The organism is Paenibacillus sp. BK720, from assembly GCF_011761545.1.
Classification (GTDB): Bacteria; Bacillota; Bacilli; order Paenibacillales; family Paenibacillaceae; genus Pristimantibacillus.
Genome location: NZ_JAASRQ010000003.1, coordinates 412458 through 438198 on the forward strand (window position 1 = coordinate 412458; position 25741 = coordinate 438198).

Annotated in this window: 28 protein-coding genes; 16 read left to right on the top strand and 12 right to left on the bottom strand. The window is 53.0% G+C overall.

Annotated elements, in window-relative coordinates; genetic code table 11:
- Nucleotides 1–20: 20 nt before the first annotated feature.
- The gene (locus FHT67_RS13885; RefSeq protein WP_167199025.1) at nucleotides 21–569 is read right to left on the bottom strand and encodes a hypothetical protein; all 549 of its coding nucleotides are present in this window, start codon (nucleotides 567–569) and stop codon (nucleotides 21–23) included.
- A 93-nt stretch (nucleotides 570–662) separates the two neighbouring features.
- On the opposite strand from FHT67_RS13885, the gene FHT67_RS13890 reads away from it, so the two are divergent.
- The 8 genes from FHT67_RS13890 to pheA all read left to right on the top strand — a co-directional run bounded on the left by FHT67_RS13890 (nucleotide 663) and on the right by pheA (nucleotide 10976).
- Nucleotides 663–1256 (top strand): TetR/AcrR family transcriptional regulator, encoded by a 594-nt coding sequence (locus tag FHT67_RS13890; protein ID WP_167199028.1) that lies wholly within the window; start codon nucleotides 663–665, stop codon nucleotides 1254–1256.
- Between the two features lie 324 nt (nucleotides 1257–1580).
- On the top strand, nucleotides 1581–2720 hold the full coding sequence (locus FHT67_RS13895) for a hypothetical protein (protein WP_167199031.1): 1140 nt from the start codon (nucleotides 1581–1583) through the stop codon (nucleotides 2718–2720).
- Nucleotides 2721–2754: 34 nt separating this feature from the next.
- Nucleotides 2755–4290 carry a glycan biosynthesis hexose transferase WsfD gene (wsfD, locus tag FHT67_RS13900; RefSeq protein ID WP_167199034.1) on the top strand — a complete coding sequence of 512 codons (1536 nt, stop codon included), beginning with the start codon at nucleotides 2755–2757 and terminating at the stop codon, nucleotides 4288–4290.
- Nucleotides 4287–5861, top strand: a complete 1575-nt coding sequence (locus FHT67_RS13905; protein WP_167199037.1) for a hypothetical protein — start codon at nucleotides 4287–4289, stop codon at nucleotides 5859–5861. The genes wsfD and FHT67_RS13905 overlap by 4 nt, the downstream gene beginning before the upstream one ends.
- Complete coding sequence (locus FHT67_RS13910) at nucleotides 5858–7111, top strand: glycosyltransferase family 2 protein (RefSeq protein ID WP_167199040.1); 1254 nt, start codon at nucleotides 5858–5860, stop codon at nucleotides 7109–7111. Before FHT67_RS13905 ends, FHT67_RS13910 begins: the two co-directional genes overlap by 4 nt.
- 18 nt (nucleotides 7112–7129) lie before the next feature.
- Nucleotides 7130–9196 (top strand): cellulose biosynthesis cyclic di-GMP-binding regulatory protein BcsB, encoded by a 2067-nt coding sequence (locus FHT67_RS13915; protein ID WP_167199043.1) that lies wholly within the window; start codon nucleotides 7130–7132, stop codon nucleotides 9194–9196.
- A 5-nt stretch (nucleotides 9197–9201) separates the two neighbouring features.
- Nucleotides 9202–10053 carry a diguanylate cyclase domain-containing protein gene (locus FHT67_RS13920; protein ID WP_167199046.1) on the top strand — a complete coding sequence of 284 codons (852 nt, stop codon included), beginning with the start codon at nucleotides 9202–9204 and terminating at the stop codon, nucleotides 10051–10053.
- Nucleotides 10054–10151: 98 nt separating this feature from the next.
- Nucleotides 10152–10976, top strand: coding sequence for a prephenate dehydratase (pheA, locus tag FHT67_RS13925; RefSeq protein WP_167199049.1), 825 nt, complete (start codon nucleotides 10152–10154; stop codon nucleotides 10974–10976).
- A 2-nt stretch (nucleotides 10977–10978) separates the two neighbouring features.
- Here the strand turns inward: pheA and FHT67_RS13930 are convergent, their stop codons facing one another.
- Nucleotides 10979–11566, bottom strand: a complete 588-nt coding sequence (locus tag FHT67_RS13930) for an NAD(P)H-dependent oxidoreductase (RefSeq protein ID WP_167199052.1) — start codon at nucleotides 11564–11566, stop codon at nucleotides 10979–10981.
- Between the two features lie 123 nt (nucleotides 11567–11689).
- On the opposite strand from FHT67_RS13930, the gene FHT67_RS13935 reads away from it, so the two are divergent.
- Together FHT67_RS13935 and FHT67_RS13940 are read left to right on the top strand one after the other, a co-directional pair.
- On the top strand, nucleotides 11690–12130 hold the full coding sequence (locus FHT67_RS13935; RefSeq protein ID WP_132311034.1) for a MarR family winged helix-turn-helix transcriptional regulator: 441 nt from the start codon (nucleotides 11690–11692) through the stop codon (nucleotides 12128–12130).
- 39 nt (nucleotides 12131–12169) lie between these two features.
- Nucleotides 12170–13273: an MBL fold metallo-hydrolase gene (locus tag FHT67_RS13940; protein WP_167199055.1), complete on the top strand. Its 1104-nt coding sequence runs from the start codon at nucleotides 12170–12172 to the stop codon at nucleotides 13271–13273.
- Between the two features lie 60 nt (nucleotides 13274–13333).
- On the opposite strand, the gene FHT67_RS13945 is transcribed toward FHT67_RS13940, so the two are convergent.
- From FHT67_RS13945 to FHT67_RS13965, 5 genes are all read right to left on the bottom strand, one after another.
- Entirely contained in the window at nucleotides 13334–13591 is a 258-nt protein-coding gene (locus FHT67_RS13945; RefSeq protein ID WP_132311030.1) for a transporter, read from the bottom strand.
- A gap of 158 nt (nucleotides 13592–13749) precedes the next feature.
- On the bottom strand, nucleotides 13750–14967 hold the full coding sequence (locus FHT67_RS13950; RefSeq protein WP_167199057.1) for a cation:proton antiporter: 1218 nt from the start codon (nucleotides 14965–14967) through the stop codon (nucleotides 13750–13752).
- Between the two features lie 3 nt (nucleotides 14968–14970).
- Nucleotides 14971–15465, bottom strand: a complete 495-nt coding sequence (locus FHT67_RS13955) for a cation:proton antiporter regulatory subunit (RefSeq protein ID WP_167199059.1) — start codon at nucleotides 15463–15465, stop codon at nucleotides 14971–14973.
- Between the two features lie 105 nt (nucleotides 15466–15570).
- Complete coding sequence (locus tag FHT67_RS13960) at nucleotides 15571–15933, bottom strand: hypothetical protein (RefSeq protein ID WP_132311024.1); 363 nt, start codon at nucleotides 15931–15933, stop codon at nucleotides 15571–15573.
- A gap of 107 nt (nucleotides 15934–16040) precedes the next feature.
- Entirely contained in the window at nucleotides 16041–16520 is a 480-nt protein-coding gene (locus FHT67_RS13965) for an HPP family protein (RefSeq protein WP_167199062.1), read from the bottom strand.
- Nucleotides 16521–16643: 123 nt separating this feature from the next.
- Between FHT67_RS13965 and FHT67_RS13970 the strand changes: the two genes are divergently transcribed.
- Nucleotides 16644–17504 carry a LysR substrate-binding domain-containing protein gene (locus FHT67_RS13970; RefSeq protein ID WP_167199065.1) on the top strand — a complete coding sequence of 287 codons (861 nt, stop codon included), beginning with the start codon at nucleotides 16644–16646 and terminating at the stop codon, nucleotides 17502–17504.
- Between the two features lie 57 nt (nucleotides 17505–17561).
- Here the strand turns inward: FHT67_RS13970 and FHT67_RS13975 are convergent, their stop codons facing one another.
- Both FHT67_RS13975 and FHT67_RS13980 read right to left on the bottom strand, forming a co-directional pair.
- On the bottom strand, nucleotides 17562–18335 hold the full coding sequence (locus tag FHT67_RS13975) for an SDR family NAD(P)-dependent oxidoreductase (RefSeq protein WP_167199068.1): 774 nt from the start codon (nucleotides 18333–18335) through the stop codon (nucleotides 17562–17564).
- Nucleotides 18336–18403: 68 nt separating this feature from the next.
- On the bottom strand, nucleotides 18404–18979 hold the full coding sequence (locus tag FHT67_RS13980) for a TetR/AcrR family transcriptional regulator (RefSeq protein ID WP_167199071.1): 576 nt from the start codon (nucleotides 18977–18979) through the stop codon (nucleotides 18404–18406).
- Between the two features lie 426 nt (nucleotides 18980–19405).
- On the opposite strand from FHT67_RS13980, the gene FHT67_RS13985 reads away from it, so the two are divergent.
- Nucleotides 19406–19840 (top strand): MarR family winged helix-turn-helix transcriptional regulator, encoded by a 435-nt coding sequence (locus tag FHT67_RS13985; protein ID WP_243867149.1) that lies wholly within the window; start codon nucleotides 19406–19408, stop codon nucleotides 19838–19840.
- A gap of 21 nt (nucleotides 19841–19861) precedes the next feature.
- Nucleotides 19862–20230 carry a VOC family protein gene (locus FHT67_RS13990; RefSeq protein ID WP_167199074.1) on the top strand — a complete coding sequence of 123 codons (369 nt, stop codon included), beginning with the start codon at nucleotides 19862–19864 and terminating at the stop codon, nucleotides 20228–20230.
- A 39-nt stretch (nucleotides 20231–20269) separates the two neighbouring features.
- Here FHT67_RS13990 and FHT67_RS29985 read toward each other — a convergent pair whose 3' ends face one another.
- Nucleotides 20270–21268 (bottom strand): S-layer homology domain-containing protein, encoded by a 999-nt coding sequence (locus FHT67_RS29985; RefSeq protein ID WP_243867151.1) that lies wholly within the window; start codon nucleotides 21266–21268, stop codon nucleotides 20270–20272.
- A gap of 131 nt (nucleotides 21269–21399) precedes the next feature.
- On the opposite strand from FHT67_RS29985, the gene FHT67_RS14005 reads away from it, so the two are divergent.
- The 3 genes from FHT67_RS14005 to FHT67_RS14015 all read left to right on the top strand — a co-directional run bounded on the left by FHT67_RS14005 (nucleotide 21400) and on the right by FHT67_RS14015 (nucleotide 23924).
- Nucleotides 21400–22275 (top strand): SMP-30/gluconolactonase/LRE family protein, encoded by an 876-nt coding sequence (locus FHT67_RS14005; RefSeq protein ID WP_208403287.1) that lies wholly within the window; start codon nucleotides 21400–21402, stop codon nucleotides 22273–22275.
- Between the two features lie 122 nt (nucleotides 22276–22397).
- A complete protein-coding gene (locus tag FHT67_RS14010; RefSeq protein ID WP_167199077.1) occupies nucleotides 22398–23156 on the top strand; it encodes an IclR family transcriptional regulator in 759 nt (252 codons plus the stop codon).
- Nucleotides 23157–23198: 42 nt separating this feature from the next.
- Nucleotides 23199–23924: an MBL fold metallo-hydrolase gene (locus FHT67_RS14015; RefSeq protein ID WP_167199080.1), complete on the top strand. Its 726-nt coding sequence runs from the start codon at nucleotides 23199–23201 to the stop codon at nucleotides 23922–23924.
- 67 nt (nucleotides 23925–23991) lie between these two features.
- Here FHT67_RS14015 and FHT67_RS14020 read toward each other — a convergent pair whose 3' ends face one another.
- Both FHT67_RS14020 and FHT67_RS14025 read right to left on the bottom strand, forming a co-directional pair.
- A complete protein-coding gene (locus FHT67_RS14020) occupies nucleotides 23992–24315 on the bottom strand; it encodes a hypothetical protein (RefSeq protein ID WP_132311006.1) in 324 nt (107 codons plus the stop codon).
- A complete protein-coding gene (locus tag FHT67_RS14025; RefSeq protein ID WP_167199083.1) occupies nucleotides 24299–25741 on the bottom strand; it encodes a radical SAM protein in 1443 nt (480 codons plus the stop codon). Before FHT67_RS14025 ends, FHT67_RS14020 begins: the two co-directional genes overlap by 17 nt.

Genomic DNA, 25741 nt, shown 5'->3' on the forward strand with positions numbered 1-25741 from the left:
AAGCAAAGAAAGAGCATAGCTTAATCGCTTTGCTCTTTCTTTGCTTTGCGCGGCCATAACGTGTAACTGAAGCTCATCAGAAAATCGATGGCAAGGATAATGGACCACTTCTGAATGACCGACAGAAGACTTGCCGTCCGGGTCTCGTCGCCGATCCATAGTATGATGCCGTACAGCAAAGCGCAGCCGATCAGCCAGGCAAGCAGGTGACGCAGCCATCCTGTCCGCTCATTCCGCGCATGTTCCGCGCCATGCTTAACCTTAGGTTCCGGGGGAGGACCTCCGGCGAACCGATGAGCAAAGCGGATATCCGCCCAGCGGATCATCCGGCTTCCGAATGCAATCGAAACGCCGATATAAATGGCTGCGAGGCCATGAACAAAGCTGGCTTCTCCGCCTTGACGCAAGTCGTATGCGGTGGCGGCGAGCAGGACCAGATCCACAACCGGCGTGCAGGCCAGCAGAATGGCGCCCAGCTTCTTGCGGCGCAGAAGGTATCGGCATGCCAGACCCGCAAGCACGAACACCCAGAACGCCATTTCACAGCCGATAATGACAGAGACGACCATAGAGGTATGAATCCGCTCCTTTTTTAGCGCAATTGTATTATTAAGATTATAACACAGTTGTGCTAAAAAAGGACGGGGGATTATAATAGAGCCATGCCTAAAATTGTCGATCATCAAATACGCAAGGAGCAATTGGCGGAGGCAGCCTGGCAGGTAATCCGCCGGGAGGGCTTGGACAAGCTTTCCGTACGCCGCGTAGCCGAGGAAGCGGGCATATCGCTTGGTTCGCTGAGGCATTATTTCGATACGCAAGCCGAGCTGCTGACCTTCTCCATGCGGCTTCTGTCGAAGCGGGTGAATGAACGCATCCGGAAGCTGGACTATACCGATGATATGCGTCGCAATATGGAGATGGTTATCGCAGAGCTGCTGCCATTGGACGAAGAGCGTACGGCGGAAGCGGAGCTGTGGCTTTCCTACGTCGGGAAGACGATTTCCGACCCTGCTATTCGCGAGCTAAGTCTTGAAGTGCATGACGAGTTGTATGCCGGCTTTCGGCAAATGCTCGATACGTTGATTAGCCTTAATCTGGCCAAGGACGGAATTGATCCCGGAGAGGAGACGAAATTACTGCATGCCCTTGTGGACGGTCTGGTTGTGCACCGGGTAATGGTTCCGGAGCGGATTGACGCGGTGGAGATGGAGCGTATGGTTTCCCGTCATCTGGACCGAATCTTCAGAGGCTGATTCTCTCAAATGCGGCAGCCGTATAGAAGCGGAAATCAGCCCCTTGCCGGGGCCGGTTTCCGCTTTTTTCCTTTGTTGTTCTATCATTTGAAATAGATCGCGGGTCTGAAATAAATGAGAGCGTTTAACCCGGCCAAAGCTCAAAATTTAGTCAAAAATTCTCATATTTTAGCAACATTTATCGGTTATGCTTGAATCAAGTCCGTTTTTGGCGGCAATTGTTAAACTTCCTTTAATTGCTACTCGTCTTGGGAATAACGCAAAAGGTATGATATTTAAAATGGGAATAGAGTAACAGATTTAATATATACGGGGTTGAAGACGGTGAATAAACAATGGGGCTTTGCGGCCGTTATGCTAGTGATCCTGCTGGCCGCGTATTGGGCGTACAGCAGCAGGGACGGCGGGGAGGAAAATAGCAAAGACAGCGTGGCTCTGCCCTCGAAATTTGGCGATACGCCTCAGCTTATAACGCATCGGGGGGAATTGCAGCAATTCATCGGGCAGAAGCTCATGGGAGCAGCCGGCGTCTATACGAATTACAAGGAGACGGATGAAGCGGCGGAAACCGCTACCGGGCATGAGACGCTAAGCGAGTCGGCCGGCCTGCTCATGCGTTATTACGCGCTTACCGGGCAGAAGGAAGCATTCGATGCCGTATGGTCGCGTGCTAAAGAAACCCTCGCAGCGGATTATGGCTTCAGCTATCGCTATAGTCCTCTTCACGATAAAAAATATACCGTTAACGCCGTCGTTGACGATCTGCGGATTATCCGCGCATTGTACGAGGCCGAGACCGCTTTCGGCAGCGGCGGTAACTATGGGCGGGAGGCTGCCCGTTACGGAGGACTCGTCTATGAGCACAATGTCCAGGGGGGCAAGCTGTACGATTTCTATGACGAGGCCTACGGAACAACTAATGATTTCCTAACCTTATGCTACGCCGATTTCCGGTCCATCCGGCTGCTTGAAGCTCCGTCCAAGGATAAACGGGCATTGGAAGAAGGGCTGCTTACTATCGTTTCGGGCGGGTATTTATCTGATAGGTTTCCTTTTTACGAAACCCGTTACGATTACAAATCGGGCAAGTATAGCGATCATGAAGGAGAAATCAATACCATTGAGTCGCTGCTGACGGTATTGTCGCTCGCCGAAGTGGATCGGGAGCGTACCGCTAGCATTACGTATCTCAAGCAGGCAGTGGAAGCGGGAACGCTTTACGGACGTTACAGCCGGGACGGCAAGCCGGCGACGGATATCCAATCTACGGCCGCTTACGCGATTGCCGCGATGATTGGCTCGACATTGGGAGATCAAACGCTATATCGGGAGAGCATGGAACGCATGGAGCAATACCGCGTGGAGGATCCAGCAAGCCCGATTGCCGGAGGCTTTGGGAATCCGGCAACGGAAGACGTCTATTCGTTCGATAATTTGACGGCTTTATTGGCTTATGCCTATTAAGACTTCATAGAGTGCGTAAGGAAAGGGGCATGGCATGAATAAGCTGCAGCGCATGAAGCTCGCGCAAACGATAATCGCATGGCAAAAGTACATATCTCCGGCCTCGTTGGCTGCGTTTGGCGTTGCGCTTATTTTGCTGATCGAGCTTTTCATTCCGCCTTATATCGGAATGGCGGATAACGGGGACTATTACCGGATCTTATACAGCAACGGGTTGTACTTCAGCGCACCCGAATATACCGGTCAGACGCTCGGATATTTTGTCAAAAATTTCGGAATTTTCCAATACTACAACGAGAACAGCGCCCTGCTGTATTCCTCTCAGACTCTATTCGTCCGTCTGTCGCTTATGATCAGCGAGTGGTTTGGTTATGACCGGCAGTTCGATATCCGGATTCAAGCGGCGTTATACGGCGTGCTGTATGTCGGTGCGGTGTACCTGCTCGTGAAGGCTGCCGCCTGGAAGGCTTCGCGCCGTGCGGGTTACGGATTGGCGCTTGGGGCTATTTTCGTATTCGGGGATATCGGATACCTTGCGTATTTTAACTCTTTCTATAGCGAAAGCGTCGTGCTGATCATGCTGATGTACCTGTTCAGCGCGGGGATGCTGCTGTACCAGCGGCAGTACAACGATTATTTCCTGCTGTTCCTCTTCGGGGCAAGCGCGATGATCCTCACCACAAGCAAGCAGCAGAATGCGCCCATCGGCCTCATTGTCGCGCTGGTGGCGGTCCTGTTTGTCTTCCTGAGGCGGGACAGGCTCTTCCGTACGCTCGCCGGTCTGCAGGCGGTTGTCCTGATTCTGACCGCGGTGGGGACGTATGTCCTTATTCCGGAGCAATTCGTCAACATCAACAAGTACCACGCGATGACAAGAGGCGTATTGATGACCGCGGATAATCCGGAAGAGGCGCTCGATTTCTTCGGAATCGACAGGCAGTTCGCGGTGCTTACCGGCGCCATTTATTATGACCAATTCTCTCCAATTCCAGTCGAATCGGAAGAGATGCAGACGCAGTTTCTGGACAAATACGGCTTCCCTTCCATCGCCAGGTATTACTTGACTCATCCCGAGGCGGCGGGAAGGATATTCGAGACGGCAGCGCACAATGCCTTCTCTAACCGGACCAAGCTCGGAAATTACGAGAAATCGGCGGACAAGCCGTTTGGCGCGCGCACGATAGCCTTCTCCGGCTATAGCTATTTGAAAGAATGGGCCGCACCGAAGACTTCCGGGTTTGTAGTCTTATGGATGATTGTCATTGTAGGGCTGTACAGCACATCCTTCTACAGGGCCGTGAAGGAGCGAACGCTGCGACGGACGCTTCGGCTGTCGGTCATTCTCATGATGATGCTGTCGGGACTGTGCGCAATGGCGGTTTCGGTTATCGGCGCCGGGGACGCGGACCTCGCCAAGCATGAATTTTTATTTGCGGCGGCGTTTGATCTGGTGACCTTCTGGGTTATTGCGGACTGCGTCTGCCGCCGCTTATGGGGACCAAACGCGAAGAGGAATGCAGGCGAGGAGGACTCCGAGCCTTCCGCGCAGCTACAGGAGGGACGGCAATGAGATGGCTGGCAGGAATCAAACTGTATTTGTTGATCGCGCTTTGTCTTTCCCTGCCGGCGGCTGTGCTGCTCCGGGCGTCGGTACCGGCAGCGGCCGCGCAGGATTCGGTCAAAGCGGCCAAGGTGCTGCTCGTCTATGACAGTCTGGGGGTGGATACTCCCGCGGCGGGTAATATAGAGACTTTGCAGCGGCTGCTGCTTTCCTTGGGCGCGACGGTGAAAACAGTCTCTTCGGATGCTTATAAGCCCGAAATGGCCGAAGATTATGCGAAGCTGATTACCGTATGCAACACGGAGGATTTATGCGGATCCATGACGCGCGATATAACGTCTTTTGCGGGCGGGTGGCTTCATATTGGGCCTAACCCTCCCGAAATGGTTCGCGGGAAGCTTGCTCTAAAGACGGATATGGCGAGCAGGCAGTCCTTAAAGCTGTCGGACGGCGGCCTGTTCGAGGAGCATATCTACGTTAATCGTCTTGCCTACATAACGGAAGGAAATGGCGAGACTTACGGACAGATGACCTTCTCGGAGGGAGCGCTTCAGTCTCCATTTGCCGTATCGGCGGGCGGTTATGCTTACGTACCGTATTTCCAATCGGGCAACCTGAGCGAATTGGCGGTTGCTTCCGTTCTTCGCGCTTGGCTTGGGGTAGAGGCTCCGACGCAATCCTATCTGCTTGTTCGCGGCATCACGCCTTTCATTGATCCGGACAAGCTGGAGGCGCTATCGGAGCAGCTGTATAATGCCGGAATTCCGTTTCTCGTAAGCGTAAGCCCGTTGTTTCAGAATACGGATTATCCGGCGATGCAGCGATATTTGGCTGCTCTGCAAACCGTCCAGTCCTACAACGGCAGCGTGCTTGTGCAAGTGCCGACGCCAACTTCGGCGGGGCAGGATCCTTCCATTCTGAAGTCGCAGATGAACGGCTTTCTGAATCATCTGGCCGATGCGGGTATTGCCCCTCTCGGGATGACGGGAGATGTGAAGCGGGCACAGGAGAAGGAAGGACGGGAAGCGGGGTTTGCGTTCTCGGATACGACCATCCTGTTCGCCAATGAATTAGGGGGAACGGCCGGGCAAACGGAGGCCGTACGGCCTTTTGCGGCATCCCCGTATACCATGCCTGCGAAGGTGCTGCTCCGGATCAGCCGCGAGAACAAGATCTGGCCGGCGTTTCCCGTAAATCTGGCCGTGACCTTTGACTGGTTCGGGAGCGACGCCAGTCAAGAGGAGGCCGTGCGGGAGGCTGCCGGCAGCTGGCTGCCGTTTGCGGACTTCAAGTCGGAGACGCATAGCCTCAGCAGCAGCGCGCATAAGGCCGAGTCGCGCAGCGGAGCCCTTCTGCTGGATGGCAAGCCGGCCGATCTGCAGGAGCAGGCGGAGCCGGAAGAGCAGGCTGCCGTCGTTACGAGGCCGGAGCAAAAGGTCACGTTTCATGGGTTGTTTTCGGTGCAGAGCCGGATCCTCATTGTCCTTATCGTTACAACCTTGATGCTGTTCGCCGTGTTCCTCTTGATCGGATACCGGCTTTATAAGAAAAAATATTACAAGTCGGGAGGTGGCCTATGACGATACCGGATATATTAATGGTCATTTGCGTGCTCTGTATCTGGTCTCTGCTGCTCGTTAATATTGCGCTGATTATCGCCGGCTACTTCTACTATATAAAGCTGGAGAACGAGAAGCCGCCCGAGCTTCCTCCGGGGGAAGAGCCTTTCGTGTCGATAATGGTGCCGGCCCACAACGAAGGCAAGGTTATTGTCAAAACGGTAGAGTCGCTGCTTGCCCTCGATTATCCGCATGACCGTTACGAGATTATCGTCATTAACGATAATTCCTCGGACAACAGCAGCGTGCTGCTGGGTCAGCTGCAGGAGAAGTATAAGGGGCGCAATCTGATTATCATCAATACCGATAACATTACCGGAGGCAAAGGCAAGTCCAACGCGCTTAACATCGGCTTCACCCGAAGCAAAGGCGAGCTTATCGCCATCTACGATGCGGATAATACGCCGGAGCGGACGGCGCTTCGTTATCTGGTAGCCGAAATCGTCAATGACGACAAGCTTGGGGCGGTGATCGGCAAATTCCGGACGCGGAACAGGGACCAGAACCTGCTTACCCGGTTTATTAACATCGAGACGCTGTCGTTCCAATGGATGGCGCAAGCGGGCAGGTGGAAGCTGTTCAAGCTGTGCACAATTCCGGGCACGAACTTCATCATGCGCCGCCATATCATTGAGGCGATTGGTGGCTGGGACACGAAAGCCATCGCGGAGGATACCGAGATCAGCTTCCGGATCTACATGATGGGTTACCGGATCAAGTTCCAGCCGAAGTCGGTTACCTGGGAGCAGGAGCCCCAGACGCTCAAGGTGTGGTTCAAGCAGCGGACGCGCTGGGCGAAGGGGAATATTTACGTGATCGTCAAAAACGTCCCGCTGCTCTTCCGGCCGGAAGCGCGGCGAATCCGCTTCGACATCCTTTATTTTCTGGCTATTTATTTCTTGCTTGTCACCTCGCTCTTAACGTCTGACGCGCTGCTCATTCTGCATGCGCTCGGTTACGTGCATACCACGATTGAGGGACTAAGCTTCTACTTATGGATACTGGCCATTACCTTGTTCGTGGTAGGGACGTTTATCACGCTGATCACGGAAAAAGGCGAAATGCACCCTTCGAATCTCGGCATTATTTTGCTTATGTACGTTACTTACTGCCAGATGTGGATGCTTGTTGCCGCCAATGGCATGTTCCAATATTTGAAGGACGTGATTTTTAAACGCGAGGCCAAATGGTATAAAACAGAACGGTTCTGACCGGAAGGAAGTGAATTTATGAGAAAAGCCGGATTTACGGTTATCGCACTGATTGTAGCGCTGCTGGTCCTTGGCGCGGGGACGCTGTCCGCTGCTCCGGGAGTGCAGAAGACTTACGAGACGCCGATGTCGGAAACCTCGCTTCTTGGCACCAATGCGTATGCGCAGCAGTTTTTCCAGGTGCCGGATTACTGGAACGTGGAAAGCGCCACGTTCAGGCTGGACTATAAAGTTTCCCAGCTTACCCTTAATGATTTATCGGTTGTTACGCTTAAGCTGAACGGCAAGCCATTCTACACGTTAAAGCCCGGCACCGAGACGAATCAGAAGGTCACCCGTTCAATCGGGCTCCCGCTTGAGTATTTGAAGAGCGGCGTTAACGAGCTGACCATTGAGGGCGTTATTCAGACGAGAAACAACTCGGATCAGATGTGCGTTCCTACGCAGGATCAGGGCAGCTGGCTGCAAATTTTCGACAGCTCGGGCGTTGACGTGAAATACTCGGCGAAGCCGGTAGGCGCGAGCATCAGCGATTTCAACCGCCATTTCCTGGGCCTCGACACCATTCAGGATGGACAAGCCGGCGTCTTTGTGCCGGAGGAGGGCGACCTGAACGAGACGGAAGCTGCCGTCTACGCATTATCCGGATTAACGGGCGTTAGCCAGGATTCCTCGCATCCGATTCCTCTCCTGCCGTACCAGACGAGCAGCCTGCAGGGGAAAACGCTTCGTATTCTGGTAGCCTTGTCCCAGCATCTTCCCGCAGACATTCGCTCGAAGCTGAGCGAAACCGCGCTGCAGGATAAGGCATTGATTCAGCTGATCCAGAACGATCAATCTTCCTTGCTGGTCGTGACCTCCGATAATGCGGATATGCTGAAAAAAGCCGGACGATTTATCGGCAACCCGGCCTTGATGGAGCAATTGCAAGGATCGTCGAAGCTGGTGGACGAGTCGACCGAGGTGAATACGCCGGCTCAAAGCATCAGCCGTTATTATCCCCTGACGGATTCCGGCGATAAGCTGACGGGCCCGTCGCACCGGGAGAAAAGCTACTTCATTACGCTGCCGAGCAACCGCTCCATTGCGGAAGCGAGCAAGCTGAGTCTGGATTTCCGCTATGCGACGAACCTGGACTTTGACCGTTCGATGGTGACGGTTCTGGTGAACAACGTTCCGATCGGAAGCAAGAAGCTGTCCGCGGAGCTTGCGGGCGGCGACAACCTCGAGCTGACGATTCCGAAGAACCTTGGGATCTCGGGCAACTTCACGATCACCACGGCGTTTGACCTGGAGATCAAGAACGCGGTATGCACCGGCAACCAGGACCAGATGCCGTGGGCCTTTGTCTCCAAGGATTCCGTGCTTCAGCTGAACACGAAGGACCGTACGGACATGCTGTTCAACAACTATCCTTATCCGTTCCTCCGGGACGGCAGCTTCAACCGGGTAGCCGTTGTCCTGCCGCAAACCCAAGACAACTACACGTATGCGGCGCTCTCCAATCTGTTTAATCTGATGGGGCAGTTCGCTACCTCCAACACGGGCGAAATCCGTTTTTACAAGGACGATGTCAAGGACAGCGAGCTGAAGGACCGGCAGATTATCGCGATTGGTTCCTATGCGGATAACCGGTACATCCGGGAGAATAACGATAAGCTCTATTTCCAATATGACAAGCAAGGCGAAGGCTTCTTGTCCAATGAGAAGATAAGCATTGAAGAAGGCTACGGCAAGCGAATCGGAACGCTGCAGCTGATCGACTCGCCATACGGCAAGGGGCATGGTTTCCTGGCTATTACGGGCAGCAGCTCCGAATACGTCTATCTGGCTTCGAAGCTGGTCGGGAATGCCGGCAGCCTGTACAAAATATTCGGAGACGGGGCCATGGTAGACAAGGACGGCGAGGTGCATGCCTTCCGCTTCAAGAAGGAAGCGGTATCCGAGGCGCCTGCCGTCGTAACGCAAGTGCTGGAACGCGGCGACGTGGTAAGCTTTATGATCGCGTTTATGCTTGTGCTTGCTCTTGTGCTCGTATCGCTTGTGCTTCTTGTCCGCAAGCACCGGAAGAAGAGAAGGGGGTAGGAATCATGAGGCGTAACACAAGCTTGATGTCGGACGGCGGCTTTCTGCTGCTGTTCATCGCGTGCTTTATCTGCATCGTGTTTACAGCGCGTGATCCTAATCTTTATCTGCATAACATCATTTTCCTGAACGTCGCGTTTCTAATCGCGATTGTCACTTATTTTACGACGATCACAACCGGTCTCATCTTGAATATCGCGTTTGTGTTCGGATACGGTACGTTCACCATCTACCAGACCGTCGTGCAAGGGGGCGTGGTGACCAGCCAAAGCTATTTCTGGCTGATCATGACGCCGGTACTCACCGCGATTACCTGGATGTTCACGCTGGCAAGCAAGCAGCTGCAAGAGGAGAATGAAGCGCTGCAGAAGAAGAATGCTTCGCTCGCCACGATGGATGAGAGCACCAACCTGAAAAACATGCTCTCCTTCCAGAAGGACACGACGGTATTTATGGCGTTGTCCGACCGGTATAAAATTCCGCTGACGCTGCTTGTCCTGAACGTAAAGTACTGGAACGAGCTGAGGCGGATGATTGGCGAGGAGCAGCTGAACGCTGCCGTCTATAACATTACGGCGATCAGCCAGACCAGCATTCGGGCGAATGATTCGCTCTACATGCTGAGCCAGGAGAATCCGACCTGGGGCCTTCTGCTCTTCACGGACCGGGACGGGGCGGATATCGTCATGAATCGGCTTCGCAGCAGGCTGGCGGAGATTAACGAATCGGAGAGGTCGACCAGCAACCGCTTCGAGCTTAACCTTAAGATGGGCGCTTACGAATACAACCGGGAAGAAACGCCAACTCCACTGGAGTGGATTACACGGGCCCGCAAGGAATTGGAGTACGACGTATAACGGCAAGAACCGGAACAGGCAGATGCGCGAATTCGCATGCTGCCTGTTTTTCTATTAATATGAAGATAGATATGAGAACGATTAAAGGAGCTTGAAACATGAACAAAGTGGCTTATTTAGGACCTAACGGCACCTTTTCCGAAGAGGCGGCCTTGAAGTTTTTCGAAGGAACGGATACGCAGTGGGTGATGCTGAGCTCGATTCCGGACGTGCTGGAGGCGGTCAGCCGGGATGAAGTAGACAAATGCATGGTGCCGATTGAAAACTCGATTGCGGGCAATATTCATATGACCATCGACGGTCTGCTGCTCTATAACCTCAGAATTGAGGCGGATGTCGTCTTTAAGGTATCGCTCCATTTGATCGGAAATCCCGGCAGCACGATGAGCGGTATCCATACGGTAAGATCCATCATGCCTGCCATTAATCAATGCCGCCAGTTCATTAAGGAGCATGCTTTGAAGCTTGAGTATGCGGACAGCACGGCCCATGCGGCCTTGTCGGTCAAGGAATCCGGCGATGCCGGAACGGCCGCGATCGGCTCGGCGTCGGTTGCCGAGAAGTACGGCCTGCAGATTCTGGAGAGCGGCGTGCAGGACCATTCGGCGAATCATACCCGTTTTATCGTGGTGAGCAAGAAGCCTTCCGAGGATACGGGGCAAAAGAAAACGATGATGCTGATTACTCCGAACGAGGAGTATCCGGGCGTATTGTCTTCGATTCTAAACGTGTTTTCCGCTCTTGCGATCAACTTGTCTTGGATCGAGTCGCGGCCAACCGGGCGAAAGCTCGGCGAATACAGGTTCCTCATCGAGACGGAAGCCGGAGGCAATGAGCAGCGGATGGATAAAGCGATTAAAATTATCGAAACCTTTGGTCATGACGTTCATGTCCTGGGCAGCTACGCAACGACGATTTTGTAGCGCTACTGCGCAACGGTTTTGAAATAACGATAGATTCGCTCGAGCTTCTGCTCTTGCTTGCCCTGCTTCTTCTCCATGCCGCCAAATTCGAAGAATTTCACTTTCTTGATGCCGACATAGCTGAAGAGGGCTTTGCGCATAAGCACCTTATGGGCATTGTTCAGCCAGAACAGCGGATAAAGGGCCGGACCTTTCATGGTGGATATGCATACGACCGATTTGCCCTTTAAGAGGCCTTCGGGAAGGAGCTTTCCATTGTCGCGGTAAGCGAAGTTGGAAGCGAACATCCGGTCAATGTAGCCAAGCAGCATCGCCGGCGGCCGTCCCCACCAGATCGGATAGACAAACACGATTTTCTCGGCCCAGAGCAGCTGTTTGCGGTGTTTGTCGAGCTCCGGATCGGCATGCATATCCCGTCTTCGTTTAGTCTCGTTAAAGACGAGCAGCGGGTCGAAGGATTCGGCATACAGGTCAAGCACCTGTATCTCTTCGATATGCGCGTTTTCCTGCAGGCCTTGGATCGTTTTCTGCAGGAAGGAATGGCTGAGGCTGTTAGGATTCGGATGCGTGTAAATAATAAGGGTTTTCATCGGACACCTTCTTTGTTATCATTTGATAAGAAGTTAACACGCTTTGAAAATAGTTGTCAATAGATAATTGTTATTTGATAACAAATTATTGTCTTCAGCCCGGATTTAAGGAGATGGTCCAGCATGGATTCCAAGGATAAAATATTCCGGCAGATGGTGTCCCATATCGCAGCTTCCCACCAATTGCATTACGACATGACGAAGGGAATGCCGATGGACGATATCACACCCCTGCAGTATGAGATATTGGAGTTTCTGACGGTGAAACAGCCGATTACATTAAGCGAAATCAGCGAATGCAAAGGCATCTCGATGCCGAATACGAGCCGGGAGATTCGCAAGCTGACGGAGAAGGGGCTTTGCGAGAAGGTCGAGGACCCCGAGGACCGGAGGAAGCAGTACATCCGGCTGTCCGCGCTTGGCAAAGAAAAAATGGGAATGGCCTTCGGTCATATGAGACAGCTGTTCCTGCAGCAAATCGAGCATGTGCCGGAGGCGGATTTAGCCCGGATTTCCGAGGCGCTTGAGGTGCTTGAAGCGACGATCTTCCGCGCGAATTCATAAAGTCCGATTCCTATTAAAACGTAAGAGGTGATAGTCATCATGGCCGTGTTTATCTTCATTGCTGTCGTCGTCATTCTTCTTGTTGTCTTGTTCTTTGGCCTGTATCCGGTATTTGGCGGCAAGCCGGGGGAGCAGACGCTGGCGCGCATGAAGCGATCCCCTCATTATTCAAACGGTAAGTTTGAAAATGTATTGCCCTCCGAGATGTCCATGTCGCTGCGCGAGAATCTTGGGCTTCTCTTGGAATTTGTCCGGGGCAACAAGCTGGCTTCGCCGGAGAAGGAATTAGCCGTAATGCCTTTGCATCCGCAGTCGTTTAAGGACAAGGCTGCCGGACAAGCCAAGGTGACCTGGTTTGGCCACTCGGCGCTGCTGCTGGAGCTGGATGGCAAAAGGCTGCTGCTCGATCCGATGCTGGGCCGCGCTCCGTCGCCCATTCCGTGGATTGGCGGCAAACGGTTCAGCGCAAGCCTGCCGATTGAAATCGAGGAGCTGCCAGCCATCGATGCCGTATTGCTGTCCCATGATCATTACGATCATTTGGACTACGGCTCCATTAAACGTCTGAAGGACAAGGTAGGCCGCTTTTTTGTTCCGCTTGGCGTTGCCGCCCATCTCGAGCGATGGGGCGTTGCTCCGGACCGGATTGAGGAATTTCATTGGTGGGAGGAAACCGTTTGGGAAGGGATTCATATGGCCTGCACGCCCGCCCGTCACTTCTCGGGGCGTGGTTTGACGGGCCGGAACGGTACCTTATGGTGCTCTTGGGTTCTGCATGGCCGGGAAGCGCGGATTTTTTTCAGCGGGGACAGCGGTTACGGTCCGCATTTCCGGCAGATTGGGGATCAATACGGCCCGTTTGACCTTACGTTAATGGAATGCGGGCAATACGATAAGCGGTGGGCGGCCATCCATATGATGCCCGAGGAGTCCGTGCAGGCCCATCTGGACGTAAAGGGCGATGTCATGATCCCCATTCATTGGGGAGCGTTCCGGCTCGCTATGCATGATTGGCGGGATCCGGCGGAGCGTGCGCTCAAGAAGGCCAGGGAGCTGGGCGCCAAGCTGGCTACTCCTCGGATAGGAGAGCCCGTCCCGATCGGAACGGGAACCTATCCTTCCGACGAATGGTGGCGTTCGTAACCATAAGCAAGACCGTGTTCCAGCATAAGGAGGAACACGGTCTTTTTAATTGGCGGGTTCTTAAAACAAGGTAGGTATAGGAGGGCAGGAAACAGCCTCAATCAGTCTGCTGTCTATACCGTAATAGAGCCACGTAAAGCCATTCCATCTAAAGCCGGACACGCCGAAGGATTCAACGCTTGTTGGAAAATACCAGAACTGCTGGCCGTCCCGAAGCCACACATAAGTATAATTATTTATGCAGTCGATGACGTAGGAAACAGCAGGTTTGGGAGGAACATAGGGTGGAGGAGCTTGTAAGAATTGTCTTGTCGTCATACCTGTTTCACTCCTTATTGCTGAATGACAGTCTGCTTCGTACTTATGTTACGTAGGTTAATGTTCCATCGCTTGTTTGAAAGCCTACTGCCTTGCCCCAAAATCATGAGCGAAAGCCGTGCTCCAGATTGAAACACGGCTTTTTGCTGCGTCTATTTTTATTTCGACTGCGACGTGCTCGTCTGCTTGCGGTCCCACCGGAAGAGACGGTTCAGCAGATGAAATATCACCTTGTTTTCTTTGGTGAGAAGAGGTCCCAGAATGGCCAGAATCAGAACGTATAAGGCGGCAAACGGCTGAATGACGGCCATAAGGGCACCCGCTTTAGCCATATTCGCCATAATGATGGAGAATTCTCCGCGCGATACGATGGTCAATCCGATATTAACCGAGGCTTTGGGAGACAACCCCGCGCTTCGCCCGGCAAGCATGCCTGCCGTCAGATTGCCGATCAGCGTGACGGCGACGGCTGCCAGCGACAGCCATACCGCACCGCCTAGGGCGGTGGGATCTATGGTTAAGCCAAAGCTGAAGAAGAAGACGGCTCCGAAGAAATCCCGGAAGGGGAGGATCAGCTTCTCGATCCGCTTCATATGCTCGGTCTCGGCCAGCACAAGGCCGAACAATAAAGCGCCAATCGCTTCGGCAACGTGGATCGTTTCGGAGAGACCAGCCACGAGGAACAGGCCGGCGAAGATGACAAGCGCAAACAGCTCGTTGGACCGGATATTGAGCAACTTATTCAGCATGGGCGCCGCTTTGCGGCCGAGGGTAAGAAGAGCAAGCATAAAGACCAGCGCGATAACCGTGGATAGAATAATGCCGCCAATCGAGGTCGAACCGCTTAAGATAAGGCCAGACAAAACGGAAATATAGACAGCCAGGAATACATCCTCGAACATGATAATCCCAAGAATCATCTCCGTCTCCGGATTGGCCGTGCGCTTCAAATCAACCAGCACCTTGGCGACAATAGCGCTCGAGGAAATCGTGGTAATCCCGGCCACAACAAGCGTCTCCTGAAACGGAAAGCCGCTTAGCCATCCGAACAGGAGGCCTAAGGTGAAGTTGATGGCGATATAGATCGTGCCGCCGACCGCGATTGAGCGGCCGGATTTAATCAGGCGTCCAACGGAGAACTCCAGTCCAAGGTAGAAGAGCAGGAACAGGACGCCAAGCCTGCCCATAAACTCGATGAGCGGAGCGCTTTCGATAAAACGGAAGTCGAAATGCCAGAACTCCACCGAATGGGGACCAACGGCCATCCCGATCAGAATATAGAACGGAATGACGGAAAAACGGATTTTTGCCGACAGCAAACCAGCCACGGCGATTAGCGCGATGGCGAGGCCAACCTCAAGTATGATGTGATCCATCCATTAATCACATCCATTCATGAGGATTTTTTTCAATTCTTTATGCTGAGCTCGTTCTCCGGCAACAACAATCGTATGATCGGCAGCCAGAATAACCTCGGGACCGGGATTAATCTGCTTAGCGTGATTGGCGGCGAGCAGGGCGATAACGGTTGTTCCGGTATTTTTGCGGATGTTAAGCTCCCCGATTGTTTTGCCGATGCAGGCATAGTGGGACTCGAGTTTGTACCACTCGATAATTAGCTCGTCGAGCGCGACCTCGATGGTCTCCAGCATCTTAGGCTTATACGTCATCCCGCCAATCATGGCGGCAGCCATCCGGGCTTCATCGTCATCAAGCGTAATCATGGAGATGCTGCTCTCCGGATTTTCGTGGTGGAAATGATAACATTCCCTGCGGCCGTCGTTGTGCACGATAATAACCAGCTGGTCGCCGCTGCGGGTATTCATCTGAAATTTTTTCCCGATGCCGGGCAGATCGATTTCACGGATATTCATAAGGGAAGCACCTCCTCGAGTATGATCGAAATCTATTCCTTTGTTTCATGGACAGCACAAATCAGACCTCCGCTTTATAGGAAAACGGAAGAGATGGGGTGCTCCTTAAACGATGGAATAAGAAGTCGTCAGCTTGAGGGGCATGAGCAGGCGTTTGAGCCGCTCCAGGAAGAAGAAGGGGAGTAAGAAAACGCGCTTCGCCAGGAAAAACCGGCGGGGGTAGCTGACCCAGCTGTAGATCACGGCCAGCAAAGCAAGCATGGCGAAAAGCTTGGTGGCAGGAGAGATCGTTACGCGCTTAATGGCCTTCATGCTGTTCGGCAGGCTGTGCTCGATATGCGTGCGGCTGGATTTCGATACGTCGAAATGGCCGTTGCCAAGCATCATCGTTGGCATGCTGAACAGAACGAAGGCGCCAAGCAGGAAGAGAAGAAGCGTCATGCGACCGGTGGAACGGTATGTTTTCATGGTTGACGCCCTCCTTTGCGAATAGATTCTGCTCTGCCATTACGAAGCTTATGCGTGAATCAGGCTTTACCTGTTTTACGCGATTGCCGCAAAAGAGGTTTCACCCATTATTTGGAATCCGCGTTCGCTTTGGTCTGCTGAATTTGAGAGGATTGAAGAACAAAACGGTATGCGGCGCTTAATCCGACGAGAAGCAAAGCTCCGGCGAGTACGGGCGTAAGGAGGAAGGACCAGCCTGCTCCGGCCAGAATGACGACCAGGGGGTCCGCGCCGGCCGGAGGATGAATGGTTTTCGTTACTTGCATGAGCACAATCGACAGCGCAACCGCAGCAGCCAAGGTCCAGGCATGCTGGCCGAATGCATGCAGGAATGCCAGCCCGGTGAACGTGCTGATCACGTGGCCTCCGATCACATTGCGGGGTTTTGCCAGCGGACTGTCCGGAAGGGCGAATACGATAACGCAGGAGGCGCCAAACGGGGCCATTAACAGCGCAAGCCCGGTCGTATTTTCAAACAGGAATAAGATGAGGACGGCGGCGAAAGCGCCAATAGCCGGCCATAAGAAGCGGATTATACGGTTAATCATGAAGCATCGGTTCTCCTTTACGATTGAATGCTTCGATGGTATCATGTGCTTAACCATTTGAAAAATGAATATATACGATAATAATCATTTCGAAATAAAATATCTTGGAAGGCGGGATATCGCGTGCTGGATCAATGGGACGGAAGATCGCTGCGTACTTTCTTGACGGTGATGGACGAAAAGAATTTCAGCCGGGCCGCGGATAAGCTGGGCTATGTGCAGTCTACCGTGACGACTCATATCGCGCAGCTGGAAAAGGCAAGCGGCAAGAAGCTGTTCGACCGTCTGCCGAGAGGCGTGGAGCCAACGGAAGCCGGGGCCGCGCTGGCCCGGTTTGCAAGACAATTTGCCGCTTTAAGCGAGGCGTTGGAGGAGGATTTGCTTCGCACGGAGCAGCCGCGAGGGGTGCTGAGGGTCCGTGCTTTGGAGGTGTATTGCGTGACAAGACTGCCCGAGCTGCTTGCTTCTTACGCCGAACATTACCGGGAGGTCGAGCTGCAGCTCTCGACGGGCTTTATGGAGGATATGTGCGGCAGGGTTCTCGATCAGAAGGATGATCTGGGAATCGTCCCCCGAGACCCGGGGCATGACGGTCTCGAATTTGTCCCGCTGGCCGTTGAAGAGTTAGTGTGGGTAGGGCCTACGGAAGGCAAGGCAGGCGCTAAGCAGGTGTATATCAGCTATGGGAATGCCTGCTTGTATCACGAGCTTGGCGAGTCGTCCCTCCGTGAAGCGGGGTACACGCTGCATGACCGCAGAAGCTTCCCGAGCGTGGAATTGATTAAGCGTATGGTTCAGTCGGGTTTCGGGATATCGTTATTGCCGAAGGCGAATGTAGAGGAGGAGCTGCGGACTGGGAAGCTGACCGTATTGGATTTTCCCGTGCCAAAGCCCGTGCATCAGGGGTTTATTTATTTGAAGGGCAAGCAGCTTCGTCCGGCTGCGGCAGCCTTTATCGATTGGGTCCGTACGGGCTTGACTTAAATAAAAAAGCCGTTTCCGGGAAGGCCTTCATCGGAAACGGCTTTTTGGGCAAGACTGTTATTGAAGGTAGATAGGAGCGCCTAATGGAGCTCCGTCGGCACCGCCATCCACTTGAAGCTGGGCAGCTTGGACGAAGGAGGACTCATCCGAGGCGAGGAAGAGCACGGCATTGGCAATCTCGTCCGGCTCGCCGAGACGGTTAAGCGGAATGGTGCGGGAGAGACCGGCTTCCAGCTTCGCCATCTGCTCCGGCTCGGAGGCTTTCCAGATCGGAGTTTTCGTAGCTCCCGGCACAACCGTGTTGACGCGAATGCCGCGCGGAGACAACTCGGAAGCGAATACTCTGGCCATGCTGGCGACGGCGCCTTTGCTAGCCGCGTAAGCCGCCCGCGTTGCTGCGCCCGTTGTGGCAAGCACCGAGCCGACGAGAATGATGGAGGCGCCTGCTTGCAAATGCGGTACGGCCGCCTGCACCGTAAAGAAGACGCCGGTCACGTTTACCCTCAGAATCTGTTCGAAGTCTTCCAGCTTCGTATCGCCAAGCGGCGTGCCGCCGGAAATGCCCGCATTCGCGAAGACGATGTCCAGCTTGCCGAAGCGTTCGATAGCTGCCGCAACCGCTTTTTCCGAGCCGGCCGGATCCGCTGCTTCCGCCTGTATGGCGACTGCGTTTTCCTCGCCAAGCTCATTGATCGCCGCCGTTAACGATTCCTGATTGCGTCCCGTGATAACGACCTTTGCGCCTTCCTGAACAAACCGTTTCGCCGTAGCGAGCCCGATACCGCTGTTGCCGCCTGTAATTAAAGCTACTTTACCGTTTAGTCTTGTCATTGCAATCACAACTCCTTATTATTTTATTTCTTATTTTGAGAATGATCGTTCTAAAATATTCAAAAAAATTAGTCTAGAATCGACATGGTTGTCGCAATAACCTGTTTTAGTTTCTCTGTATGGTTTTGCGTCTTCACCATTACCCGCAACCCGATGAGCGCATTGTTAAGGTAAGGGGCTATAGTGTCCGCGTCAAGCGAGGCTGACAGCTCCCCGGTTTGCTGGCCTTTCAAAATCAGCTTGCGAAAAAGCTCTTCCGTGCCGGACCAGCTCTCGTTAACATATCCTTTAAGCTCGGAATCATGCAGCGCAAGCTCCACAGCGGTGTTGACCATGAGGCAGCCTTTTGGCCGTTCCTCATTCTGCTCGATAACGGCTTCCATTACGGAACGAATCGCAGCTTTCGCAGACAGGGAGGACTGCGCCTTTTGCTCGATGGAACTCCAGACGGTGTCGCCGTAGCGCTTTAAGGCCATTAAATATAAGGCATGTTTATCGCCAAACGTATCATAAATGCTTCTTCTGTGAATGCCCATATGCTCGACAAGATCCTGCATGGAGGTTTTCTCGTAACCTTGCGACCAGAACAGCTTCATTGCCTTCAGCAGGACGGCATCTACATCAAATTCTTTGCTTCTGGCCAAGTGTTCACTGCCTCCTTCCTGAACAAAGCTTACCATATTGAGAACGATCGGTAAAGAATTATTTTTTACTGACCGTTCTTGAAATAAGGCAAAGGCACCGGGATGTCCAATAATATGTTTGTATATATTCTTGGCGAAGCATGTGATTTGGCATGAAGTTTATTCGGTCTAGCCATTGTTCTTATTATGAATTTTCTTGCGCAAAATATCCCGGTCGCAGGCGTAACGACAGGAGAAATTTAATCTTATTCATGGGCAGCATTGTTAATTGTGCTTGACCTATATACGGTGCTTCGCAGCAGACGAACGAGGCTTTAGTGGCCTCTTTTCCGGATATATTATTTTAATTAGTTGCAATAACATTCTAATTAATGTATGATTCAATTAGTTGCAATAACATCCTATTTATGAAGGGAGGATACTCCATTGAGCGGACAATCCGAATCTCACGGCCAGTATATTTCGGCGATTTACCGTCATATGCAAGTGCTGATCTCGGCTGAACTAGCGCCATACCGGATCGGGAGCGGACAGTATATTTTTCTGATGGCAATAGCAAACACGCAGCCGGCTACGCAGAAGGGATTAAGTGAAAAGCTTTTTATTGATAAGACCACAACAGCAAAAGCGATCGCCAAGCTAGAGGCTGAAGGTTATGTGCGAAGAGAGCCGGATCCTTCGGATAACCGTTACCATTTGCTTTACTTGACGAAGGAGGGTCAAGAAGTAGTCCCTCAAGTCCAGGAGGCTTTAAATCGGGTAAAGAGCAAAACCAGGAGAGGAATCAGCGATGAGGAGTACGACATATTGTTAACGCTGTTGAAGAACGTGCTTCACAATTTGACCGATCATGTCAATTAGAATTGGGGAGGATGAATAGCCATGCTTGCACAGCCGTTTATCGCAGTGGAGAACTGCAAGGAGGAAATCAAATTTTATCAGAGCGTATTTGGCGGTGAGGTTGTGGTATTGCGTAAACAGGGCGATACCGTTCTTAATGCGGATCTGCATGTGGAGGGGACTACTCTGAAATTTGCGGATACGGCTGCGGCGAAGCCTATGACGAAAGGCGACTATGTTAGAGTGTTTTTGAAAATCGATACCGAGGCGGCTTTCCGACGGATCTATGGAGAATTGGCAGTGAACGGAATCGTGCAGACGGAAATGTATGAAGCTCCGTTTAACGGTTTACTTGCTATCGTAACGGACCGGAACGGTGTGTGCTGGGTTCTATCGTTTTATCGGGAATAGAGAAAAGGTGCGGGAGAAGCTCCCGCACCTTTTGTATTGTTATATCGGTGTGCAAATCGGGAAAATCAAGGATGGATCCGGGCAAGTCGGTGGTGTATAAATTGGACCCGGAGGATACGTGATTATAGGATTATCGGTGTTTATAGGATCGTCCGTGTTTGTAGGATCGTCCGTGTTTGTAGGATCATCGGTGTTTATAGGATCGTCTGTGATAATAGGGTCATCGGTGTTTGTAGGATCGTCCGTGATAATAGGATCATCGGTGTTTGTAGGATCGTCTGTGTTTGTAGGATCATCGGTGTTAACTGGATCATTAGATTCACTTGGAGTTGGCGTAGGCGTCGACGTCTGCACCGGAGTTGGCGTTGGTGTCGGAGTTGGCGTAGGCGTTGGCGTAGCCGGCGGCACGTATTGCTGCTTCGCCTCATACGCCCCTGTCAGAAGCAGGTCGCGCGTAGCGTTGGTTTGTCCGCCAAACTTTCCGTCCGCGCCGTTATTCAGTATTTTTAATTCGAGAGCCAGCGCGACGTAGCCTTGCGCCCAATCGGATACGGTCGTATCCGCCCCTGTTTTTGTTTTGGCGTCATCGTTTTTGCCAAGGACTCTGACCAGGAAGGTTGCCAGCTGCTCCTTGGTCACTTTGCCTGCAGGGTCGTAAATGCCGGCTCCATAGCCCTCCGTAACGCCCGCTGCTTTCAGCGCTTCAATGTATGGAAGGGCGTAACCGTTAGCGGCATCATCGGCCTTCACATCCTTGAAGCTGGACGTCTTCAGCGAATCATCCGTTTTGAGCCCCATAATAAGCGAGGCCACCTTCGCGAACTGGGCCCGGTTCATTTCCTCCTTCAATCCAAAAGTGGTGTCGGAGACGCCGTCGAAGATTCCCGCGCTGATCATGGCATCAAACTTGGCTTTGGTTGCCGCGTCCAGGTCCTTCAAGTCCGTGAAATCGGCGGAAGTCTTGCTGTTGGCAAAGCTTAATGAAGCGTAGGAGCAGAGAAGTATAACTAAAGCAATGCCTGCGATTTTCTTTTTCATCACTATCATTCCTTTCCCTAAGAATGCAATCCTTGCCGTTCAGACAATCAATTGCAAAACCCCATCTTCCGGGTTCATACTGTTTATATCGGAATTGTGAAGTCATTCTTAGATACGGGCGGAGGATAACAATGAAAAAATATGAGGCGGAATGCCTATTGGAAGAGCGGAATGAGCTGGGGGAAGGCCCGGTATGGGATGAACGGCTTCAAGAGCTGCTATGGGTCGACATAGAAGGACGTCAATTACAACGGTACCGTCCAAGCGACGGAAGAAAGCTGCAGGTCAAGGCGGAGAAAAAAATCGGCGCGGCGGTTCCGGCAGAGGATGGCACATGGTTAATCGCTCTGGAGGACGGCTTTTACCGGTTGAATCTTGAGACGGGCAGCGTTACCTTGATGGCCCGCACGGAGGAAGAGACGGCGACGAACCGGCTGAATGACGGCAAGTGCGACCCGGCAGGGCGGTTCTGGGCAGGGACCATGAGCTCCACGACGAACCGGAACGGGCATCTCTACGTGCTGGAGGACGGCAAGTTATCGAAGCGTTTAGACGGGATTGGATGCTCCAACGGGCTGGCGTGGACAGCGGACGGAACGGTGATGTATTACATCGATACCTTCGAGAACAACGTATACGCGTTCGATTACGATGCTGCCAGCGGAGATATCGCTAATCGGCGGATTGCGATCCGATTCCCGGAAGGGGATGGCAGTCCGGATGGCATGAGCATCGATTCGGAAGGGATGCTGTGGATTGGACATTGGGGAGGCTGGCAGGTCGGGAGATGGAACCCCTTAACCGGCGACAAGCTGGCCACGATCCCGATCCCCGTGCGGAATGTTACTTCCTGCGCATTTGGCGGCGAAGATTTGGACGAGCTGTACATTACGACAGCCAGGATCGGCAATGACGAGGAGCAGCTGAATAAACAGCCTCTTGCGGGAGCCATTTTCCGCGCCAAGCTGGACGTTAAGGGATTGCCCGTGCAGCGGGCGAGAGGATAACTCGAAGGGCAGGGCTTCCGGGAGCCCTGCTCCTTTTGTTTTGTTTTTTCGCATACTGAAACAAAGGGACCTTTCGTTGAAGGGATGGACGGGCTATTTTATGCTGATTAAGGGGGAACAACATGCCGGGCTACGAGGTCTCGAGCTTGAAGAAGGGGCTGCAAATGGTCGATTTGCTGAGGGAGCGGCGCCGTCTCAATCTGACGGATATTTCCAAAGCAATCGCAGTGAATAAAACAACGGTATTCCGTCTGCTGCACACCTTGGAAGAAATGAAATACGTCATCAAGCTTGGCAAGGAGTATGAGCTTCACCCCCGGTTGTTTCAGGAGAGGCAGTCCGTCAGGGAGACGATCAAATGGTCCAAGCTGCAAGCCCTTTGCCGCCTGGGTGAGCAAGCGAAAAAGGACGTATTCGCAGGCACGCTCGAAGGAGCCGCCGTAATGGTTCGCCTGGCGTATGAAGCGGAAACCGGACAATTGGCGGATCGCGAAATAACAGGCCCGGTACCGGCCTGCCAAACGGCTGCGGGCAAGGCGATATTGGCCCAGCTCAGCCGCTCCGAGCAGCTTAGGCTATTCACGGCGTGCGAGCCTGGGCAAGCAACTAAGCATACCTTCACGGACCCGGATTTATTTCTTCGCCATTTAGCGGTGATCAAGCAGCAAGGCTTCGCCGCGGATTACGAGGAGTATTATCCCGGCTTGTTATGCGTGGCTTCGCCTGTATTCTGCAAGGACAAAGCAGTTGCTTCCATCGCGGTTGCGGACCGCCTAGACGTCATGCCGAAAAGCGAAACGAGAAGCTTAACGCGCAAAGTTATCAATGCCGCTAAGGAAATCACGAGAGAACTGAATACGTACGTCAGTTCTTTAGAATAACCGTGGGAGGGGATTGGGCTGCGTATAGCACAAGGAATGGACATGCTGGAGATAAAGATGAAGCTGGCCGGGCGCATGATGCCGATTCATCCCGTCGTCCTGCTTGACGAAGAAAGTTGGGTGCTGATTGACACGGGCATGATCGGAAATGCGGAGGATATCCGTGCCTTCGTGTCTGTGCAAGAGGAGATTTCGAAACTGCCGCTCAAAGCGGTCATTCTTACTCACCAGGATATTGACCACATAGGCGGTCTGTCATCCTTCCTGGAGGAAGAGGGTAAAAAACGGCCATTCGATGTATACGCCCATGAAGCGGACAGAGCCGTCATTGACGGGGAAGCGCCGCTGCTGAAGTTTCCTGCCGACCGTTTGGAGGCGGAGCTCGAGGCATGGCCCGGCAGCTTAAGCGAGCAGTATAAAAGAGTGCTCGGGCAGCCGTCCCGGCCTATCGTAACCCGCTTGATGGCGGAGAGGGAGATCCTTCCGTTTGGAGGCGGCTTAACCGTCATTCATACGCCCGGCCATACGCCGGGACATGTCAGTCTTTATCATCAGGCAAGCAAAACGATAATCGCAGGCGATGCGCTTGTCATTCATAACGGCGAGCTGCTGCCGTCTTCACCGTATTCGACGGTGGATATGGAGCAGGCTTTGCAGTCCGTGAAAAAATTGCAGGCTTATGACATTGAAGCGGTCGTTTGTTATCACGGAGGCCTGCTGCGAGGCGGGATAAATAAGCGTATAGATAAATTAGCCGCTTTGGTATAGGCAAAGGCCGGGAGTCTCCGCTAAGGAGGCCTCCCGGCCTTTTTTCAACCGTCACAGAGAAGTTCTCTTAAAGTGAGAGATTGCCGCTGACCAGAAGGCCGAAGCAAGCCGCATTCACCAGAAACGTAATGCCGGCGCCGATGAGCAGGCCTTGAACGATGCCGGTTTTTTTGCGAAACACGAGTATAGCCGGAAGCAGGTAGACAAGCTGGGCAATGCTGATAAAGAAGAAGCCGATCGGGAAAAGGAACAGCAGGCAATGCAGCACGGCCAATATTCCGATCCCCAGAAATACGTGCTTCACATGGTGAGGCGATTTTTCGTAAGGCGATTTGTTTGGGCTTCCCGGTTGCCGGTTATCCCCGTTATCCCCGTTATTGACTCCAGTCATAGACCTTCCCTCCCGGACGCATATCGAATTCCTCTCTCAGCTCGGCGAGCTTCTGCTCCTGCTCTGCCGTTCGGTAGAACATATTGTAGGTATCAAACGGAATGATTCTGCCGTCCGGATGCGCGATATGCACGCAGGATTTTTTGACCGAACGGACATCGAAGTTGTACGGATCCAGAAACTGCATGATGATGACCCGGAATACATTGTCGTAGCCGATAGGCTCGGGCACGGAAACGAGCGGCAGGCAGCAGAGCAGGCTCTTCAGCGATAAAGCGGAAGAAGTAGGCGAATGAGCCGTCGAGAACAGCTCGAAGATGCGCGACTTCAGCGTTTCGTCCTGCTCGAACACGATGGTGTTGCGGCCGCCGTCCAGCAAAATTTGAGGATCGATTAGCCCCGTTAACGGAATAGCCTCTCCTCCAAGCTTTAATGCATACCCCATCGCAAGGCAATCCGGATGGCAAGGAACAGGAATGACATCCTCCGCGCGGAAAATGCCCGATTGATCAATGATGCCCTGCCGCACCTCGCTTAGCGTAAGGCGGTCCTTGGCAGGATCGAACTCCTCCAGTCTTCCCGCAGCCTGGATCGGCTGAAACGTTACGCCGCGCACGGCGCGCTGCTTCAAGCCGAACTGGATAATGTCGCCAATCTCGTGATCGTTCAGGCCTTTCTTCAGCGTAACCACCAGCGTGGTCGAAATGTTGAACTCGTTCAAATGCTCCAGCGCTCTGCGCCGCACATCGCGAAGGTCCACGCCGCGCAGCTCCCGGAGCGTCTCTTCCTCGAAGCTGTCGAACTGCAGATAGATTTCAAAGCCCGGCATATATTGGGCAAGCCGTTCGGCGAACTTCCTGTCCTGGGCGATCCTGAGGCCGTTGGTGTTCACCATGACATGCTTGATGGGCTTGCTCTTCACCAGATCCAATATTTCGAAAAACTGCGGGTGGATCGTAGGCTCGCCGCCGCTGATCTGCACGATATCCGGCTCGCCTTCGTTACGGACGATCGCGTCCAGCATGAACTCGATCTGCTCAAGCGAACGATAGGAGCCCGCATGCGGGGAGGATTCCGCGTAGCAGATCGGGCACTGCAGGTTGCAGCGCTCGGTAATCTCGAGCAGCGTCAGGCAGCTATGCTGTTCATGGTCGGGGCATAGCCCGCAGTCGTAGGGACAGCCGTAGCGGATCGGAGTGTTCCATACCTCCGGCATTTCCGCGGGCTTCAGAAACTCCCGGCACTTTTTGTAATACTCGGCATCGCTTGCGATTAGCACCTTTTCGCGGCCGTGCTGTCCGCAATATTTCAGAAGGAATACCTGATTATCCTCAATAATCACTTTCGCTTCAACCTTGCGAAGGCATTTGGAGCATACGCTGTTTGTCAGCTCGTAGAAAATATAAGGTCTGTTTTTGGTTGTCAT